Source organism: Flavobacterium sp. AG291, from assembly GCF_003350375.1.
GTDB lineage: Bacteria > Bacteroidota > Bacteroidia > Flavobacteriales > Flavobacteriaceae > Flavobacterium > Flavobacterium suzhouense.
Window position 1 is genome coordinate 1 of the sequence record NZ_QQAR01000009.1, and the last position, 19,047, is coordinate 19,047.

General features: G+C 41.4%; 12 protein-coding genes and 1 pseudogene. 6 read left to right on the forward strand and 7 right to left on the reverse strand.

What is annotated here, in order from left to right; all coding sequences use genetic code 11:
* The 5 genes and pseudogenes from DEU42_RS17765 to DEU42_RS10415 form a co-directional block, all read left to right on the forward strand.
* Positions 1-1,517, forward strand: a pseudogene (locus tag DEU42_RS17765) (hypothetical protein); the annotation flags it as partial.
* 60 nt (positions 1,518-1,577) lie between these two features.
* Positions 1,578-8,075 (forward strand): hypothetical protein, encoded by a 6,498-nt coding sequence (locus DEU42_RS10400; protein ID WP_114758239.1) that lies wholly within the window; start codon positions 1,578-1,580, stop codon positions 8,073-8,075.
* Between the two features lie 21 nt (positions 8,076-8,096).
* Positions 8,097-9,386, forward strand: a complete 1,290-nt coding sequence (locus DEU42_RS10405) for a gliding motility-associated C-terminal domain-containing protein (RefSeq protein ID WP_158537876.1) — start codon at positions 8,097-8,099, stop codon at positions 9,384-9,386.
* Positions 9,387-9,401: 15 nt separating this feature from the next.
* Positions 9,402-10,328: a type IX secretion system membrane protein PorP/SprF gene (locus DEU42_RS10410; protein ID WP_114758241.1), complete on the forward strand. Its 927-nt coding sequence runs from the start codon at positions 9,402-9,404 to the stop codon at positions 10,326-10,328.
* A gap of 4 nt (positions 10,329-10,332) precedes the next feature.
* Positions 10,333-12,405: an OmpA family protein gene (locus DEU42_RS10415; RefSeq protein WP_114758242.1), complete on the forward strand. Its 2,073-nt coding sequence runs from the start codon at positions 10,333-10,335 to the stop codon at positions 12,403-12,405.
* A gap of 68 nt (positions 12,406-12,473) precedes the next feature.
* On the opposite strand, the gene DEU42_RS10420 is transcribed toward DEU42_RS10415, so the two are convergent.
* From DEU42_RS10420 to DEU42_RS10445, 6 genes are all read right to left on the reverse strand, one after another.
* Positions 12,474-13,097 carry a carbonic anhydrase gene (locus tag DEU42_RS10420; RefSeq protein ID WP_114758243.1) on the reverse strand — a complete coding sequence of 208 codons (624 nt, stop codon included), beginning with the start codon at positions 13,095-13,097 and terminating at the stop codon, positions 12,474-12,476.
* 111 nt (positions 13,098-13,208) lie between these two features.
* Positions 13,209-15,344, reverse strand: a complete 2,136-nt coding sequence (gene scpA / locus DEU42_RS10425; RefSeq protein ID WP_114758244.1) for a methylmalonyl-CoA mutase — start codon at positions 15,342-15,344, stop codon at positions 13,209-13,211.
* 16 nt (positions 15,345-15,360) lie between these two features.
* A complete protein-coding gene (locus DEU42_RS10430) occupies positions 15,361-15,648 on the reverse strand; it encodes a type II toxin-antitoxin system RelE/ParE family toxin (RefSeq protein WP_114758245.1) in 288 nt (95 codons plus the stop codon).
* A complete protein-coding gene (locus DEU42_RS10435; RefSeq protein WP_147278104.1) occupies positions 15,638-15,868 on the reverse strand; it encodes a hypothetical protein in 231 nt (76 codons plus the stop codon). Before DEU42_RS10435 ends, DEU42_RS10430 begins: the two co-directional genes overlap by 11 nt.
* A gap of 33 nt (positions 15,869-15,901) precedes the next feature.
* On the reverse strand, positions 15,902-17,275 hold the full coding sequence (locus DEU42_RS10440; protein ID WP_114758247.1) for a methylmalonyl-CoA mutase subunit beta: 1,374 nt from the start codon (positions 17,273-17,275) through the stop codon (positions 15,902-15,904).
* A gap of 10 nt (positions 17,276-17,285) precedes the next feature.
* Complete coding sequence (locus DEU42_RS10445; RefSeq protein WP_114758248.1) at positions 17,286-17,636, reverse strand: FtsB family cell division protein; 351 nt, start codon at positions 17,634-17,636, stop codon at positions 17,286-17,288.
* Positions 17,637-17,754: 118 nt separating this feature from the next.
* On the opposite strand from DEU42_RS10445, the gene DEU42_RS10450 reads away from it, so the two are divergent.
* On the forward strand, positions 17,755-18,321 hold the full coding sequence (locus DEU42_RS10450) for a hypothetical protein (protein WP_114758249.1): 567 nt from the start codon (positions 17,755-17,757) through the stop codon (positions 18,319-18,321).
* A 4-nt stretch (positions 18,322-18,325) separates the two neighbouring features.
* Here DEU42_RS10450 and udk read toward each other — a convergent pair whose 3' ends face one another.
* Complete coding sequence (gene udk, locus DEU42_RS10455) at positions 18,326-18,934, reverse strand: uridine kinase (RefSeq protein WP_114758250.1); 609 nt, start codon at positions 18,932-18,934, stop codon at positions 18,326-18,328.
* Positions 18,935-19,047 lie beyond the last annotated feature (113 nt).

Genomic DNA, 19,047 nt, shown 5'->3' on the forward strand with positions numbered 1-19,047 from the left:
GCACAAGGTCCACAAGGAATACAAGGAGAGACAGGAGAACAGGAGCACAAGGTCCACAAGGAATACAAGGAGAGACAGGTGCAACAGGAGCACAGGGTCCACAAGGAATACAAGGAGAGACAGGAGCAACAGGAGCACAAGGTCCACAAGGAATCCAAGGAGAGACAGGAGCAACAGGAGCACAGGGTCCACAAGGAATACAAGGAGAGACAGGAGCAACAGGAGCACAGGGTCCACAAGGAATACAAGGAGAGACAGGAGCAACAGGAGCACAAGGAATCCAAGGAATCCAAGGAGAGACAGGAGCAACAGGAGCACAAGGTCCACAAGGAATACAAGGAGAGACAGGAGCAACAGGCGCACAGGGTCCACAAGGAATCCAAGGAGAGACAGGTGCAACAGGAGCTCAGGGTCCACAAGGAATCCAAGGAGAGACAGGAGCAACAGGAGCACAGGGTCCACAAGGAATCCAAGGAGAGACAGGAGCAACAGGCGCACAGGGTCCACAAGGAATCCAAGGAGAAACTGGTGCAACAGGAGCAACAGGCGCACAAGGTCCACAAGGAATACAAGGAGAGACAGGCGCAACAGGCGCACAGGGTCCACAAGGAATACAAGGTGAGACAGGAGCAACAGGCGCACAAGGTCCACAAGGAGCAACAGGTGCAACCGGCGCTACAGGAGCCCAAGGTATTCAGGGCGCTACAGGAGCTACAGGTGCAACCGGCGCTCAGGGTCCACAAGGTGCGACCGGAGCAGACGGTGTAGGTGGAGTTACCACAGGAAGTTCTACTATTACTGTTAGCGGATCTGGTACAGTTGCAACTCCATACGTATTGAGTGTTACTCCGGGTGCTAATAACTCGGTGATGACTACCAGCGGATCAGGAGCTGTACAGTGGACTAGTAATGATACATTTGTAAGCGAACCATGGAGAATACAGAACAGTACTAATCCTGCAAAAGCTAATACTGATAATATCTATCAGAATGGAAAAGTTGCGATAGGTAACTTCTCAGGAACAACATCAACAAATACACTTGATGTAAATACAGGTACTGTTAGAGTTGGAGAAATTAGAAATACATATACACAAGCAACTACTGATAAAGTTGTTGTAGCAGATACAAATGGTGTTTTAAGATCGGTTAATTCAGCAATGCCAAAAGTGTTCTATATGCCGGCAGTTATTTTTGATACGTCATCAAATGGTACCGGAATTAAACGAAATCTGTATATGGAATATCAGGCACAGTTTACGGGTCAGATATTTATACCAGATAATGCAACAGGTGGTTCACTTGGAGGAGCAAATGCAGGTTTCATCAAAAGTGCAGGTGCAGATGCAACCATACCTATTACGGTTCCTGCAAACGGATTGATGTATTACATTACATATTTTGATCCTACAGTATTTGCAAACCTTAGTATAGATGCTAATGGTATACTGACTTATGATATCATTGGATCAGGAACAGAAGCTTCTTACATGAACATCGTATTTGTGGTAAAATAATTATTATTGGGGCAGGCATAACAACTATCTTTATGCCTGTTTCCAATCAATAAATCAGTTATGATTAAAAAATTACATACATATAGTATTGGTTTACTTCTTAAAGCGATTTTATGTCTTAGTATATTAATTGCTTTAGGTACCACAAATGCTATGGCACAGTTTGCCGTAAGCGAAGATTTTCGTGGAGCAGGTAATCCTGACATTATAATTGGAGACAATGCTTACCTTACATCGGGTAATGGTGACCCTGTAAATGGAGGGTGGTTAAGGCTTACAAGTGCTGCCACTTACCAAAAGGGTTTTGCTTATGTAGACAGATCATTTCCTTCAACACTGGGGGTTCTTGTTGATTTTGAATATAAGACCTGGAGAGATGTAAATGATGGTTATAACGGTGCTGATGGTATTGGTGTATTCCTTTTTAATGGAGATGCTTCAAATACCTTTTCACTAGGTGGTTATGGAGGTTCGTTAGGATATGCACCAAATGGTGTTGGAGGTCTTAATGGCGGATATGTAGGTATTGGTCTTGACGAATACGGTAACTTTTCGAATGCAACCGAAGGTAGAAATGGTGGTCCGGGTGAACGACCTAACGCCATAGTACTTCGTGGGCCTACAACGTCAAATGCTGGTACAACGAATCCATATCTTGCCGGTACTACTATCAGAACAACTGATGGTGGTGCTACGTTTACCTATTCTACGACAGCAACAGGGGTGACAAGCCAAAATGCACTGGATTATAATACAGTAACCTCTACAAGGCCAACTGATTCTCAGTTTTACAGAAGGATCCAGATAAAAATCGAAAGACTTACAACGGGTGGACAATATAAAATCACTGTTAGATGGAAGACGACTCCTACCGGTGCTTTTGTAGATGTAACATCTTATACTACAACAGATGTCCCTCCAGCTTTGTTAAAGCTTGGTTTTGCGGCATCTACCGGTGGTGGTGTAAACTATCATGAGATTCGAAATCTATTGGTTACTACACCAAATAACATGCGCGTTAAAAAGACCGCTAACAAAGACTTTATTCGTACAGTTGCAGGATCGGGTAGTGAAAACCAGATTACTTATACCATAGAGATAACCAATGATACGGCTGAACCGGTATATAATATCGATTTTGTTGACAGGATTACAGATGGTGATGGAAACTTAATACCTAAGTATGTTGCATTTCCTACTGTAAATGGTTTTGAAATAACATCGGTTTCGGCTTCCGGCTTTACATCAGGTACACCTACGGTAGCGCTTTTATCTAATACGATTACAGGTACTTTCGCTATGCCTGCTAACTCTGTTGCAACAATCACAGTAACAGGTACGCTAAGGGGATATACACCAAGTGGTAACCTGGTTATTAATACAGCTACAGCTACTCCTCCTTATGATGATGACTTAAATAATAATACTTCGATAGTTGAAACTCCGGTTTTGGCTGAAGGTATTGATATTGTGCCTACACATACAGTAGACGAAAACTGTGCTGATGGTAGCAATACTTTTACTGTTAATGTTTCTAATATTGGTGTACAAGATGCTGTTATCGGTACAGGAACAGGAGGTAATAATAACAATAATAACAGGAGATTACGTGTTGCGATTACTGTACCGCAACCTACAGGAGGATATAGTATAACCTGGAACAATACCACTGGTTGGGATCTTGTTAATACTAATACTGCCGGAGGAAATACTACATATACTTATCGATCTAACAATGCGGCAACCTTATCTTCCGGATCGGCATATAATTATCCGATAGTCTATACCATTAACAAAACTGGTGCAGCTACTGCATATACTACTACGGCAGCAGTTAGTTATACTAATTATAATGGAGGTAATATTTTGGAACCTACTGACGCAAGGGATAATAATAGTGCAAGCGTTTCAATTGTTTCAATTCCTACGGCTCCAACGGCTAATAATGTTTATTACTGTCTTGGAGAGACTCCTTCACCTTTAACAGCTACGGCTTCTACAGGTAACGTGCTAAAATGGTATTTCTCGGCTACAGGAGGTTTTTCTTCTGATTATGCCCCAACACCACTTACCGATGTATCGGGCGTGCAGAGCTATTGGGTAACGCAAACCAGGGGTACTTGCGAAAGTCCACGTAGACAAATAAATGTTTATACTGCTCCTACACCTACACCAGGTTCCATTGGATCTGATCAGTATTTTTGTTCAGGAGGTGGTGATCCTGCGTTATTAACATCGGTAACAGCCGGAACTATAGGTTCGGCTTCAGGATTAACACTTACTCAGAGTTATCAATGGCAGATCTCGACCAACAACACAACATGGACTAATATTAGCGGAGCTACGAGTGCTACTTATGATCCGCCGGCAATTACTGCTACAAGATATTACAGAAGGGTTACAGTATCTACAAATACTACAAATGGAGGATCTTACCAATGTCAGTCGGCTCCAACCAATGTAGTTACTGTAAAAGTATATGGCAATACACTTACAGGAGGTGTAATTTCAGGTCCTGCAAGAGTTTGTTCGGGCAGTATTGCAACTCTGAATAATGACCTAAATGGAGGTGCTGATACTGTTACCTATCAATGGCAGTCTTCTACTACCGGAAGCCCTTTTAACTGGGTAGATATTCCGGGAGCTACAAGTGCCAGTTATACAACAGGGCCTTTAACTGCTAGAACATGGTTCAGACGTTTGGCTGTTAATCCATGTGTTACCGGAACAACAGGCGATATAAATGTTGAGGTAACTACTATCAACCCGGGTAGCCTTGGTGCAGATAAAACGATTTGTTATAATACTTCTCCGGGAACTTTAGGTTCTGGAACGGGTACATCAAATGGTTCGTCTTCTACAGGTACAGTGTCATATACATGGCAGTCTGCTCCCGGAGCAACAGGAGGAACATTTACTACTATTGCCGGACAGACCGGAGCAACATATGCTCCCGGTAACCTTACAGCTACAACCCGTTACCGTCGTATTAGTACTAATACATCAAATGGTGTAACCTGTGATGGTTATGTAGATATATTAGTTACAGTTCAGTCAACGCCTGCAGCTGCGAGTATTACAGCGCCATCGCCTAATACAATATGTTATGGTAGTTCAGTAACTATTGCTTCAGGTGGAGCAGGGACAGGAGATGGAGTGATTACATATCGTTGGGAATCCAGTGCGATATCTCCTGTATCATATTCAACTATTGCCGGACAAACAGGAGCAACGCTTACAGTTAGCCCGACTGTTTCTACTATGTATCGTCGATACACAGTGTCTACTGTTAATACTGTAGCCTGTGAATCGGTAGCTACAAATACAGTTACAATAAATGTTCAGGGACAAATAAACGCAGGTACTATAGGAAGTGACCAGTCGATATGTAATGGTGCTACACCAAGTACTTTAACCAGCGGATCTGCAGCTACTGTAAGTCCAAGTTTATCAGGGACTACTATAGCTTACAGATGGGAGTATTCTACCGATGGTGGAACTAACTGGACAACTGCACCGGGTACTGGTACAAATGCAACCTATGCTTTCCCGGGTGGTATATCTGCAAGCAGACTTTACCGCAGGGTGGCTGTAGTTACTGCAAATAGCAGGTCATGTGAATCACCTTCAGGAACTATAGCGATTAATGTGGTTACACCAACAGCAGGAAGTATCGCTGCAAACCAGACTATATGTTTTGGTACTCAGCCGTCACAATTTACTTCTGCAACAGGTGGGGCAGGTACAGGACCGGGCGCATTTACTTACCAGTGGCAGTCATCGGATAACGGTACTTCTAACTGGAATGATATTGGAGGTGCTACGTCAGAAACGTACCAGGAGCCTAGTACATTAACGGCTACAAAATATTATAGAAGGTATACCAAATCTAGCACTAACGGAACTACTTGTCAGTCTCCTTATACAAATGTTATTACAGTAACAGTTGCGGGTCAGGTTAATGATCCGGGAACCTTTACAGCAAGTAACCAGTATATATGTTCAGGAGCTAATCCTGCTCAGATTACATCTCAGAATGCGGGTTCAGTGCCTGCACCGGGAACAATAAGTTATGTATGGCAGTCGTCTACCGATAATGGTGTTACCTGGAGTTCTGATATTGCAGGTGCAACAGGCGCAAACTATACGCCACCGGGACCAATGACTCAAAACACGTTGTTCAGAAGGCTTATTGTTGGAACATATAATGGAACACAGTGTCGTTCGGGATGGGGACCTCAGATTGCAATAAATATTAATGCAATTGCAACAGGTGGTCAGATAGGTTCAGATCAGACTGTTTGTAGCGGAACTGCTCCGACTCAAATTAGTAATGTTACCAGCGGTAACAACACAAATGGTGGTTATCAGTGGCAGTCGTCTACAGACAATCTAACGTGGACAGATATATCAGGTGCAAATAATGCAGATTATCAACCCGGAAATATAACACAGACAACATATTACAGAAGGTTAGGAAGATCTAACAATGGTGGTAATGTATGTACGGGTACATCTCCTTCAAATGTTGTTACTATGACAGTTCCTTCGGTACCAACACCCGGAACTATTGGTAGTAACCAAAACGTTTGTGGAAATGCAATTCCTGCTTTACTTACGTCATCATCAGCTGGTACAGGTGGTACAAGTTACCAATGGCAGGAATCGTATGATAATAGCTATTGGGCTAATATTACAGGAGCTACATCGGCTACTTTCCAGCCACCGGCCTTGTCTTCTACACGTTATTACAGAAGGCTTTACATGAATAATGGTTGTGCATCTGCACCAACAAATGTTGTTACTATAACAGTAAATACATATCCTAACCCTGACAGTATTTCTGCTGACCAGACCGTTTGTAGCGGTTCAGTCCCTGCGACAATAACAGGCGGCACCGGTTGGGCAGGTGGCGGTACAGGAAGCTATCGCTGGTATAGTTCAACTGATAATGTTACATGGACATTTACAGGTGTGACAACTCAAAATTATACTTTTTCGGCAGCTTTGGCTTCGACAACATACTATAGAAGAGGATTAACTTCAAGCCCTTGTTACGGAGAAGTATTTACTAATACCGTAACGATTGCAGTGGCACCCGGTCCGGTAGGAGGTACAGCTGGAGCTAACCAAACTATTTGTAATGGTGCAACGCCTGCTGCACTTACAGTAACAGGAAGCAGCGCCGGAACTTACCGTTGGGATGTATCTACAGATAACGTTAACTGGACAAGTACGGGTGTAACAACTGCAGGATATGCTCCCGGAGCATTGACAGCTACACGTTATTACAGACGTGCTACTATATCAGGGTCTTGTACAGGTGAAGCTTATTCTACTACAGTAACTATTACAGTGCAGCCGGTTATTAATGGAGGTACTGCTACTGCAGACCAAAGTATCTGTAATGGAGGAACACCAACAGTTCTTACTGTTACCGGAGCAAGTGCAGGAACATATCGTTGGGAAGTATCAACAGATGGCTCTACATGGAGCTCAACAGGTGTTACAACAGCAAGTTACACCCCGGGATCGTTAACTGCTACACGTTATTACAGAAGAGCAACGATTTCAGGTTCTTGTGAAGGATTTTCAACGATTGTGACAATTACAGTATCGGCGGTGCCTACAGCAGGTGCTATTGCAGCTAACCAAAGTATTTGTAGTGGTGCTACTCCGGCAGCATTAACTTCAACTACAGCGGGTACAGGTACAGGAGCTATCACTTATGCATGGCAGTCTTCTACCGATGGCGGAGTTACATGGAGTGCTGATATTGCAGGTGCTACAGGCGCAACCTATGCACCGGGCGCACTTACGCAAACAACAAGATACCAAAGGTTCACTATAGCTACTAATGGTTCGGCAACGTGTCGTTCGGCAGCAACAACAGCGGTAATCATTACAGTTTCAGCAGTGCCTACAGCGGGTGCTATTGCAGCGAACCAGAATATATGCAGTGGTACTACACCGAATGCCTTAACTTCAACTACAGCGGGTACCGGTACAGGAACTATCACTTATGCATGGCAGTCATCAACTGATGGTGGTGCTACATGGAGTGCTGATATTGCAGGTGCCACAGGCGCAACCTATGCACCGGGCGTACTTACGCAAACAACAAGATACCAAAGGTTCACTATAGCTACTAATGGTTCAGCAATTTGTCGTTCAGTGGCAACAACAGCTGTAGTTATTACAGTATCTGCTGCACCAACGGCAGGTTCGCTTACAGCAAACCAAAACATTTGTATGGACAACGCTCCGGCAGTAATAGGCCCGGGCACTCCAGGTACGGGTTCCGGTACGGTAACATACATATGGGAATCATCACCTAATGGAACAACAGGATGGACAGTGATTGCCGGTGCGACTTCGGCTTCATACCAGCCACCTGTTATACATTCAACAACATATTACAGACGTACAACGGTTGCGACATCTACAGTAAGTGGTAATACGGTTCAGTGTCAATCTGCACCTACAAGTGCAGTAACTGTAGTGACCAGAAACTGTAAGGTTATAACAAACCCTATGATACGTTCGAAAGTTAATTAATGCACCCCAATGCAAAAGAAAATGAAAAGAAGTATAATAATTATCGCGTTTATGTTGTTTTGGGCAGCTTCATTTGCCCAAAATACAGGACAGACCACAAATCAGGGAAAGCTTTATGTAAGCCCTAATACTGTTATGACCATAATGTCGGATTTTGACAATCAGGATCTGGGCGAATATGAAAATAATGGTGAGGTTATTTTTCACGGTAATTTTAATAACGACGGAGTAACAACTTATAATTTAAATAGAGGCGAGGGATATACCCGCTTCGAAGGTTTCTTGCAGCAGAACATAACAGGCAGCATGCCGGCAGAGTTTTACAACGTATTGTTCAATAATCCAAACAATACTGCAACAGAAGCAGCTTTCCGTTTATTTGGGGATATTTCGGTTAGCGGCAATGCAGACTTTTTTAATGGAGTAATCAAGGATGATGTATTTGGGGGAATCATTGTATTTGAGAACAATGCAACACACAGCAATGTGGGTAACGACAGCCACGTAGACGGTTTTGTAGTTAAAAATGGAAGTACAGAATTTACCTATCCTATAGGTGATCAGGATTCTATTAGCAAAGCACGTTACTACAGGTATGCTGCTATTTCTGCTTCTGGAGATCAGGCCAGTAGCTTTAATGGCAAATACTATCTGCAAAATTCTAATGATATACATCCTCACAGTCTTAAAAGAGGTGTGATTGATATCATAGATACCAAAGAGTATTGGAGAATAGACAAAGCAGGTAGCCAAGCCGATATAATGGTTACACTAAGCTGGGACAAAGCAACCACAGATCCGGCAATTTTGGTTCAGCCTTATGAAGAGATACATATTGTGCGCTGGGATGAGCAGGAAAATGTGTGGGTTGATGAAGGAGGAGTTGCAAATGAGGTAAACGCCACTCAGGGCACGGTGACCGGTGTGGTAAATGTTGAAGGATATGGTATTTTTGCATTAGCAAGAGTGAAGTCCGATATTATGCTTCCCGGGGATATCGTAATCTATAATGGTGTGACTCCGGACGGCGATGGTCAGAATGATTATTTTGTAATTGATAACCTGAAAAATTTCCCAAAAAATACGGTTGAGATTTACAACAGATGGGGAGTTAAGGTTTTTGAAACGGCTGCATACGATACAAGAGGTAACGTTTTTAATGGTACTTCTGAAGGAAGAGCCACTGTTACAGGATCGAAAATACTACCAACAGGAACTTACTTTTATATAATTAAATATGTTTATGAGATGCCTGGTATTCCTGCAAGGGAAATTAAAAAAGCAGGTTACCTATATTTAAGTTCAGACTAAAAGAAATACTATATAATGAGAATGCAACAGTTTAAATGTATTATTATACTCCTTGTTGGATTAGTTTGCAGTAATGAAGCTATGGCACAACAGGACCCTCAGTATACTCAATACATGTACAATCCTATTAATATCAATCCGGGTTATGCGGGAAGCCGTGGGACAACCAGTATTTTCCTTCTTCACAGGGCACAATGGGTTGGTCTGGAGGGAGCTCCCGTTACCAATACTGCATCGCTTAATGCACCGGTTGGCCGCAATGTAGGATTGGGTTTAACATTCATTAATGACAAGATTGGTCCTACTGATACTAATTTGTTTTCTGCGGATTTTTCATACACCCTAAAAGTAAATGACTATTATAAATTAGGCTTGGGGATTAAAGGATCGTTACAACTTTTCAATGTTGATTTTACGAAACTTAACATATATGATCCAAGTGATCCAAGATTCCAGACTAATATCAATAATCAGCTTACGCCAAATGTAGGAGCAGGGGCTTTTCTTTATTCTGATGCGACTTATTTTGGATTATCGGTGCCTAATATTCTGGAAACCCAGCACTACGAGCACAACGAGGTGTCGGTGGCTAAAGAAAGATTCCACGTGTATGCTATGGGAGGTCATGTGTTTGACCTTGCTTATAACTGGAAATTTAAACCGGCAGCTTTAGCAAAGGTAGTACAAGGTGCTCCGGTACAATTAGACCTTACTGCTAATGTATTGTATAATGATAAATTTACGGTAGGTGTTGCCTATCGTTGGGATGCGGCAGTAAGTGCACTTGCCGGTTTCCAGGTTAGCGATAAACTGTTTATAGGTTATACATACGATACTGAAACTACAGCTCTGGCTGATTACAATTCCGGTTCGCATGAGATATTCCTTCGTTTTGAACTGTTTAAAAAGTATGAGAAGGTTATGAATCCACGTTTCTTCTAATATCATGAAAAAAATCAACCAAATAGCACTTTTCATTTTCATGTTGTTATTTTCTGCAGCGTCTTTTGCACAGGAAAAAACAACAGGTACTCAGGAGAAAAAGATCAGGGAGACGCCTAAACAGCAAAAAGCCAGAGAGAAAGTAATGAAGGAAGGAATGGCTAAAATGGATAAAGCTGAACTCCTTACAGAAAAATACAACTATGACGAAGCTATAAAAACATACCTGAAAATTGAGGAAAAAGGTTTCAGGACAGCTTCCCTGTATAAAAAACTTGGCGATGCATATTATGCTAACAATGATGCCGGTCAGGCTATTCGTTGGTACAGAGAGCTTTTTAAACTTAAAAAAGAAGTTATCGAGCCCGAATATTATTATCGTTTGGCGCAATCCCTAAAAACGGTTGGAAAGTATGATGATGCCAACAAACTTCTGGATGAGCTCCATACTATTAAATCTGATGACCAGCGAGGAGATTTGTTTGACAAGAACAGGAACTATATAAATTCCATAGAAAGTAATTCGGGAAGGTATAAAGTTAAGATTACAACTGCGAGCAGTACTGTTTCGGATTACGGAGCTGCTTTTTACGGCACTGACAAGATTGTTTTTACTTCTAACAGGGATAGTCTTGGCGTTACTGCCAGAAAAGACAGATGGACAAATAAGGCATTTACCGCCTTATATATTGCTGAAATTGGACCTAAAGGAGATTTGGTGCGTCCTCAAAAGTTTTCAAGCAGAGTACAGACCAAACTGCATGAGTCTACACCTGTATTTACTAAAGATAAACAGGTTATGTATTTTACAAAGAATAATCTGAACGATGGTAAGTTGCAAAAAGATGATAAGGATCGCATTCTTTTAAAAATATACCGCGCTGAAGCGGATGGTGATAAATGGAAGAATATTAAAGAGCTTCCGTTTACGAGCAATAGCTACAACACGGCGCATCCGTGTCTTAGTCCGGACGAAAAGACATTATTCTTCGCTTCCGATATGCCGGGCGGATATGGTATGTCTGATATTTACAGCGTAAGCATTAACGAAGACGGTACGTTTGGTAATCCGGAAAATCTTGGCCCAGGTATTAATACCGAAGCAAGGGAAACATTTCCTTTTGTAACCGAAACGAAAATTTATTTTGCTTCCGATGGTCATCCCGGTCTTGGAGGACTTGATGTTTTTGTTGCGGAACTACAGGCAAACGGAACTTATGTAAAAGCATTAAATGTAGGGGAGCCTATTAATACGCACTTTGACGATTTTGGTTTTATTATAAACGAAGAAAGCAGGATGGGTTATTTTACATCTAACCGAACCAGTGGTATTGGTTATGATGATGTTTACAGCCTTACTGAATATATTGCTCTTGATTTTACCTGCAGGCAATTCATATCGGGTATAGTTTCGGATAAGGAAACTAAAAAAGCTATTGCTGGTGCTAAAGTTACTTTATATGATGCTGATGAAAATCTAATGGAAGAAATGGTAACGGCTGAAGATGGCGTATACTATTTTGGTGTTGATTGTGAAAGGGCTTATACTGTTAAGATACAGGCTCTGGATTATCTTCCTAAGGAGATGCCAACGGAGGTGACAGAGAAAGAAGGTGATGTGGTGCTTCCTGCTGTCATGGAAAAACCGGAGAAAATAGTTGAGCCTGAAGCACCTAATATGTATGAGAATGCTGCTCCGGTAGTGGGGCTTGACCTTGCTAAAAAATTCAGGATTGAACAAATTTATTTTAATACCGGTCGTTACAACATACGTCCTGATGCTGCAAAACAGCTGGATAAAATTGTTGCCTTTATGAAAGAGTATCCGTCTATTAGGATTGATATCAGGTCACATACCGATTCCAGAGGTCCGGAAAAGCAAAACCAATTGCTGTCTGAAAACAGGGCACGTGAGATTATGGCCTATATCATCAGAAAGGGTATCGATTCAAAACGACTTACTGCTAAAGGATATGGTGAGTCCCAACTGGTTAATAAATGTTCCGATTGGGTAAAATGTTCCGAAAAGGAACATCAGGCCAACAGGCGAAGTGAGTTCATTATTACTGAAATGTAAAAACACGAAAGAAGCACACTATAAATTTAAAAACCCTTCCGTTTGATTGCGGAAGGGTTTTTTGCTGATTACTCTATTCTGTAAATATCAGAGATGTTTTTAGTGATGTTTTCAAAGTCAATGGCAAGGTCTATCAGTTTTCCGCTCCTTACATCAAAAATCCAGCCATGTACGGTAAGATTCCTTTCAATAATAGCTCTTTGTACCTCTACCGCTTTAATAACGTTGATACATTGTTCCTGTACGTTAAGTTCAACAAAACGGTCATAACGCACTGCCGGATCTTCAATCGCGTTAAGCTCTTTACGGTGAATCCTGTATACATCGCGAACATTCTTTAACCATGGATTAAGGATGCCAAGATCAGATTGTTCCATAGCAGCTTTTACACCGCCACAGTTATAATGCCCACAAACCACTACGTGATTTACTTTTAGGTGCTGTACTGCATAGTTAATTACTGAAAGCACATTCAGGTCGGTATTAGGTACCATGTTAGCAATGTTACGGTGTACGAATACATCGCCCGGCTGAAGCCCCATAAGCTCTTCCGCAGTAACCCGGCTATCCGAGCAACCTATGTATAATATCTCCGGTGCTTGCCCTGCTGCAAGGTTTTTGAAGTAATCGGGTTTTTCAAGTTGGGCTTTTACCCACTCTCTGTTATTATCAAATACTTTTTTAATATCCATTGTATCTGTTTTATTAGTGTTTCTTTATTCTATTTTGGGAATATAAAGGTAATACAAAACAATAAAGCAAAAAAAAAACTCCGCTAACCACTAAAGTTAACGGAGTTTGTATTACTCCTCAAATCCTTTGATCAATACCTCAAGTATTTTTATTGCGGCATCGCTAATTTTAGTTCCCGGGCCAAAAACGGCTACGGCTCCGCTGTCAAACAGATACTGGTAATCCTGAGCCGGGATAACCCCACCCACAATAACCATAATGTCTTCACGGCCGTATTTCTTAAGCTCTTCAATAACCTGCGGTACAAGCGTTTTATGCCCTGCAGCTAATGAAGATACCCCAAGAATGTGAACGTCGTTCTCAACGGCCTGTTTTGCAGCCTCGGCAGGGGTTTGGAATAGTGGACCAATGTCCACATCAAAACCTACGTCGGCATAACCGGTAGCGACTACTTTAGCGCCACGGTCGTGGCCATCCTGACCCATTTTGGCAATCATTATCCTTGGGCGTCGGCCTTCCAGTTTGGCGAACGCATCCGCAAGCTGTTTTGCTTTTTCAAAGCTTTCATCGTTTTTGATCTCTTTGCTGTACACTCCGCTAAATGATTTAATTTGTGCTTTATACCTTCCAAAAATCGTTTCAAGCGCATCGCTTATCTCACCCAGGGTTGCCCTGTTGCGTGCTGCATCAACCGCAAGTTCAAGCAGGTTGCCTTCACCTGATTTAGCAGACTCAGTTAGCTTTGCAAGGCATTCCTTAACCTTTTGGGTATCGCGTGTGGCTTTTATCTGGTCAAGACGCTCAATCTGCTGACGGCGCACCATTTGGTTGTCTACATCTAATATATGAAGCGGATCTTCTTTCTCAAGGCGGTATTTGTTTACCCCTACGATAATATCCTGACCGCTGTCTATACGTGCCTGTTTGCGTGCTGCGGCTTCTTCGATACGAAGTTTTGGTATACCTGCTTCGATTGCTTTGGTCATACCGCCAAGCTCTTCAACTTCTTCGATAAGTGCCCATGCTTTTTTAGCAATCTCATCAGTCAGGGACTCTACATAGTAGCTTCCTGCCCAAGGGTCAACTGTTTTGGTTATTTTAGTCTCTTCCTGAAGGAAGATCTGTGTATTACGTGCTATACGTGCCGAGAAATCCGTTGGAAGCGCAATCGCCTCATCCAATGCATTGGTATGTAGTGATTGGGTTCCTCCAAAAGCAGCAGCAGCAGCCTCGATAGCCGTACGCGCCACATTATTGAAAGGATCCTGTTCCGTTAAGCTCCATCCGCTGGTCTGGCAGTGGGTACGCAGCGCAAGGGATTTGTCGTCTTTGGGGTCAAACTGTTTCAATAGTTTCGCCCAAAGCATACGCCCTGCACGCATTTTGGCAATCTCCATAAAATGGTTCATCCCAATAGCCCAGAAGAACGAAAGACGTGGAGCGAACTCATCGATCTTCATTCCTGCGGCAAGTCCTGTACGGATGTATTCCAGCCCGTCGGCAAGGGTATAGGCCAGCTCAATATCGGCAGTAGCACCGGCTTCCTGCATGTGGTAGCCAGAGATACTGATAGAGTTGAATTTTGGCATTTTGCGGCTGGTATATTCAAAAATATCAGCGATGATCTTCATTGATGGAGCAGGCGGGTAGATGTACGTATTACGTACCATGAACTCCTTAAGGATGTCGTTCTGAATCGTACCCGAAAGCAACTCAGGCGCAACGCCCTGTTCTTCGGCAGCTACAATATAAAAAGCCATGATAGGCAAAACAGCCCCATTCATGGTCATTGAAACCGACATCTCATTCAAAGGTATCTGATCGAAGAGGACTTTCATGTCCTCAACACTGTCTATGGCAACACCGGCTTTACCCACGTCTCCCACTACGCGTTCGTGGTCACTGTCGTACCCTCTGTGGGTAGCAAGGTCAAAGGCAACCGAAAGTCCTTTTTGTCCCGCAGCAAGGTTACGGCGGTAAAAGGCGTTACTTTCTTCAGCCGTTGAGAAACCTGCATACTGGCGTACCGTCCACGGGCGACGCACGTACATAGTAGCATAGGGGCCACGTAAATTTGGTGCGAAACCGGCACCAAATTCAAGATGCTCCAGATTCTCAATATCCTTTTGAAAATAGTTTTCTTTTACTTCAATACCTTCGGCAGTAAGAAACGAATTTTGTTCCGCATTTACGGATTGGTTATCTGCCTCAGGTTTAAGTTGTATATGTTGTATGTTTTTTCTCATTATCACTAACGGAAATTTATTTTGGGTATTTTTTTGTGCTTTTAGAAGTATGGAAACAGGCTTTAATCAGAATTTCATCATTATGGATTTGGTAGACCAGTATAAAGGGAAATCTTTTTAAAGGGAGTAATCTATAATCCTTGTATGATACTCTAAAATATGGATTCAATTCAAGTGCTGAATAAGCTTTTTCTAACTCTTCGATAAATTTTACAGGAGCATCAATACTTACTTCTAAATAATATTCCAGAGAGTTTTCAATATCTTTTTGAGCTAATTCAGAAACAATAACCTTAAATCCCATACTTGTTTTTCAGCTTTTCAATAGATTCTTTAGATGAGATATAATTTTCGGAAGGTTCATTAACTCTTGAATCGAGTATTGCCTTCATTTCATCGGTTAGATAAGTTTCCTCATTTTTAGGTAAAATGATTACTTCTACTTCATCAGCATTAAAATCATCAGGTAATGTAATGTTTATATTACGTCCATTTACTTTTATGAATTGTCTTATAGCTTCCATAATCATTTGTTTTGAATAAAGATACTTAAATTATTACTCAATATTTGATTTCTCACTCTCCAGCCTTTCCAGTTCCATTTTCTCCGACAGCCTTTTTTCTATGATTGGCGCTACAAGCGTTTTTCTCGGATTGGCTTTTACGAATGGATATAACTCAAGGTCGTGACTCATTTTGTCGTTCTTGTTAGGGTATTTGTTGGTGCCTAATAATACTTCTTTCCCTGAGTCGAAAAGCTCCTGCTCTTTGGCAGCGCTTTCCTGAATCTTACGCTGAATTGTTCCCTCCATCAGTTGAGTTATCAAACCTCCATTAGCTTCGATATCTTTAAACAATGCCAAGGCTTTTTCGGCAAGCTGTTGTGTTAGCTCTTCGATATAATAAGCCCCGTCTGAAGGGTTATTCACTTTATCAAAATAGCTTTCGTGTTTCAGTACCAATAACTGGTTACGAGCTATACGGTCGCCAAACTCATTGTCTTTATGGTAAATGGCGTCATAAGCAAGATTAGCTACGCTGTTTGCGCCACCAAGAATTGCACTCATGCACTCGGTTGTTGTACGAAGCATGTTTACATTATAATCGTAAAGAGTTTTGTTGCGCTTAGTAGGTGTAGTTATGATATGGCAATCAAAATTATGATCATATTCTGCCGCGATCAGGTTGAAAAGCGTTCGCATTGCACGTAATTTTGCAATCTCAAAGAAATAGTTAGTTCCTACTGCTACCTGAAGCACTATAGGTTTATTTATAGTTGCAACGCGGTTAAAGTATTCATTCGCATGTGCCAAAGTATAGGCAATCTGCTGAACGATATTGGCTCCTGCATTTTGGTACAGGCTGCCATCTACGCTAAGGAAATGAATATTGCTGCATGCAATAGCAATGGTATTTAAAGCCTCAATATCGGTTTCAAGGTTGGTATGCCAGTTTCCTTCTTTTGCCAGTTGTCCAACAGGGTCAATCTGAACATAAAACTGTGCATTTCTCTCCTTTGCTATAACGTCAAGACTCTTTACGAAATCGATTGATAGGAAAGGTAAATAAAAATACACGGGGGTATCGTTAGGAACTTTAGAAAGCAATGCCTTTACATCAGTACTTTCGTTCTCAATGGTAAAGCGAAGGCTTTCGGCACCACGTTTTAAAGTAGATATAGCCCTTCCTGCCGATTTTTCAGTATCGTGTACATATATGTTCTGGCAAATGCTGAACTCAGCAGCTTTTCCGGCAACTGCAGGGCCTTGTTTAAACTCATCAATATGGTAAAAAGGTTTTACCTTAATGCCTTCCGGGCTTTCCCAAACAAGGGTTTCATTATAGTCTGCGCCCTTAAGCTCATACTGTATCTGTTGCTTCCATTGTTTGGAAGAAACCGGTTCAAATTCATTAAATAGCTTTTCGCTCATGCGGAATATATTAAAGAGATTTTGTACCCTGTTCTTCTGCCGGGATACTATCTTCAAATTCTATGATATAAACATCTTCATTGTCGCGTTTCATGTAGTACTTCTCACGCGCATATTTTTCAGTCTGGTCAGGATTGTTCAGCTGCCTTATGCTGGTGCTGTCTTTTTTTATCTCCTGAATGTAGTAACGTTTGTTGGCTTCAAGTTCTTCAATCTTTTTGTCGAGGATGCGGTTTTCAAAATAAGAATAGTTGTCCAGAAATGTAAGCCATACCCCTACAAAAATGATAACCAATACATACCTGTTCCCCAGTATTTTAAGGATTGGAAAGCGTTTGGTTAGTTTTTTGAAGAATTTCATGCTGCTAAATTACATCAAAATACGAAAAGACAGATTTTAAATTATAAACTTTTGTCCACATAACTTAATTATTGGAATAACTTTTGTTTCAGTAGCATAAACCTAAACAATCGTCTCTATGAAAAAAATATACCTTCTTTTTTTGCTGTTTCTTTCGGCAACAGTAAGTGCACAAAACGAAAAGTTATCCTCAGCATCGGAGTTTATCGACCGGTCAAGCTTTATCCAGATCAATCTTGACGAGAATGAATCGGCTGTTTTTAAATCGGGATGGAATGAAACCGTACAATTTTATCCTGCGGAAATAATAGATCTTAAACAAAATACAAAAATGTATGGGCTTAATGTTACGGCAGAATATTTAGTAACCCAACAAAATGCAGACAACTTCAGGGTAAAAGAGGATGCATGGATAGGAATTGAAGAAATAGGGGATATGGTTGTTTGGCTGGAAGAATATGTAATTCCTAATTTGAACAATACTACCGGCAAAAAGAAAACAGTAAAGTATATTTTCAATTCGAATGAGCTAACCCTAAAATTCGAGATCTATGATAATAAACAGGTTTTCTCGGTACAACTGAATAATTCCATGTTTCCGGATAAGTATTTTTGGACAGAGGCAAGGGTAAAAGAAATACCTAAAGTACTGGAAACTCTCAGATATCTGCTGACAAAGGCATAGTGTATTATTTTAAGCGCTGGTGGATTACTGCCCTGACCACATCAATAGCTACTGTATTGTATCTGTCGTGCGGAATAATAATATCTGCATGGGCTTTAGTGGGTTCAATAAATTGCTCATGCATAGGTTTCAGGGTGTTTTGATAGCGGTTAAGTACCTCCTCCATATCCCTGCCTCGTTCGGCGATATCGCGTTTCAGGCGACGGATAAGCCTTTCATCAGCATCGGCATAGACAAAGATCTTAATATCAAACATATCTCTTAGCCTGGCATCTGCCAATATAAGGATGCCCTCAACAATCATTACCTTTCGTGGATGGGTAATAATAGTATCGCTTGTCCTATTATGTGTAATAAAAGAATAGACAGGCTGTTCAATCGTTTGTCCTGATTTTAAGGCAGCCAGATGTTCAGCCAGCAGTTCAAAGTCGATAGAGTTAGGGTGGTCAAAGTTAATTTTAGCCCTGTCTTCATATGTAAGCCCTGTTGTTTGCCTGTAATAAGAATCCTGAGAAATAATGCCTACCTCTTCAGAAGGCAGTTCGTTCATTATCTGTTGTACAACGGTGGTTTTACCGCTTCCAGTGCCTCCGGCAATTCCTATTATAAGCATTTGTTTTATATTAATTTAAGCAAAAATACTAATTATTAGTAGGAGTTATTGCTGATTAGCTGTTATCATTACAATAAATCTTTACGTAAATCTCTTATATTTGAAACAAACTT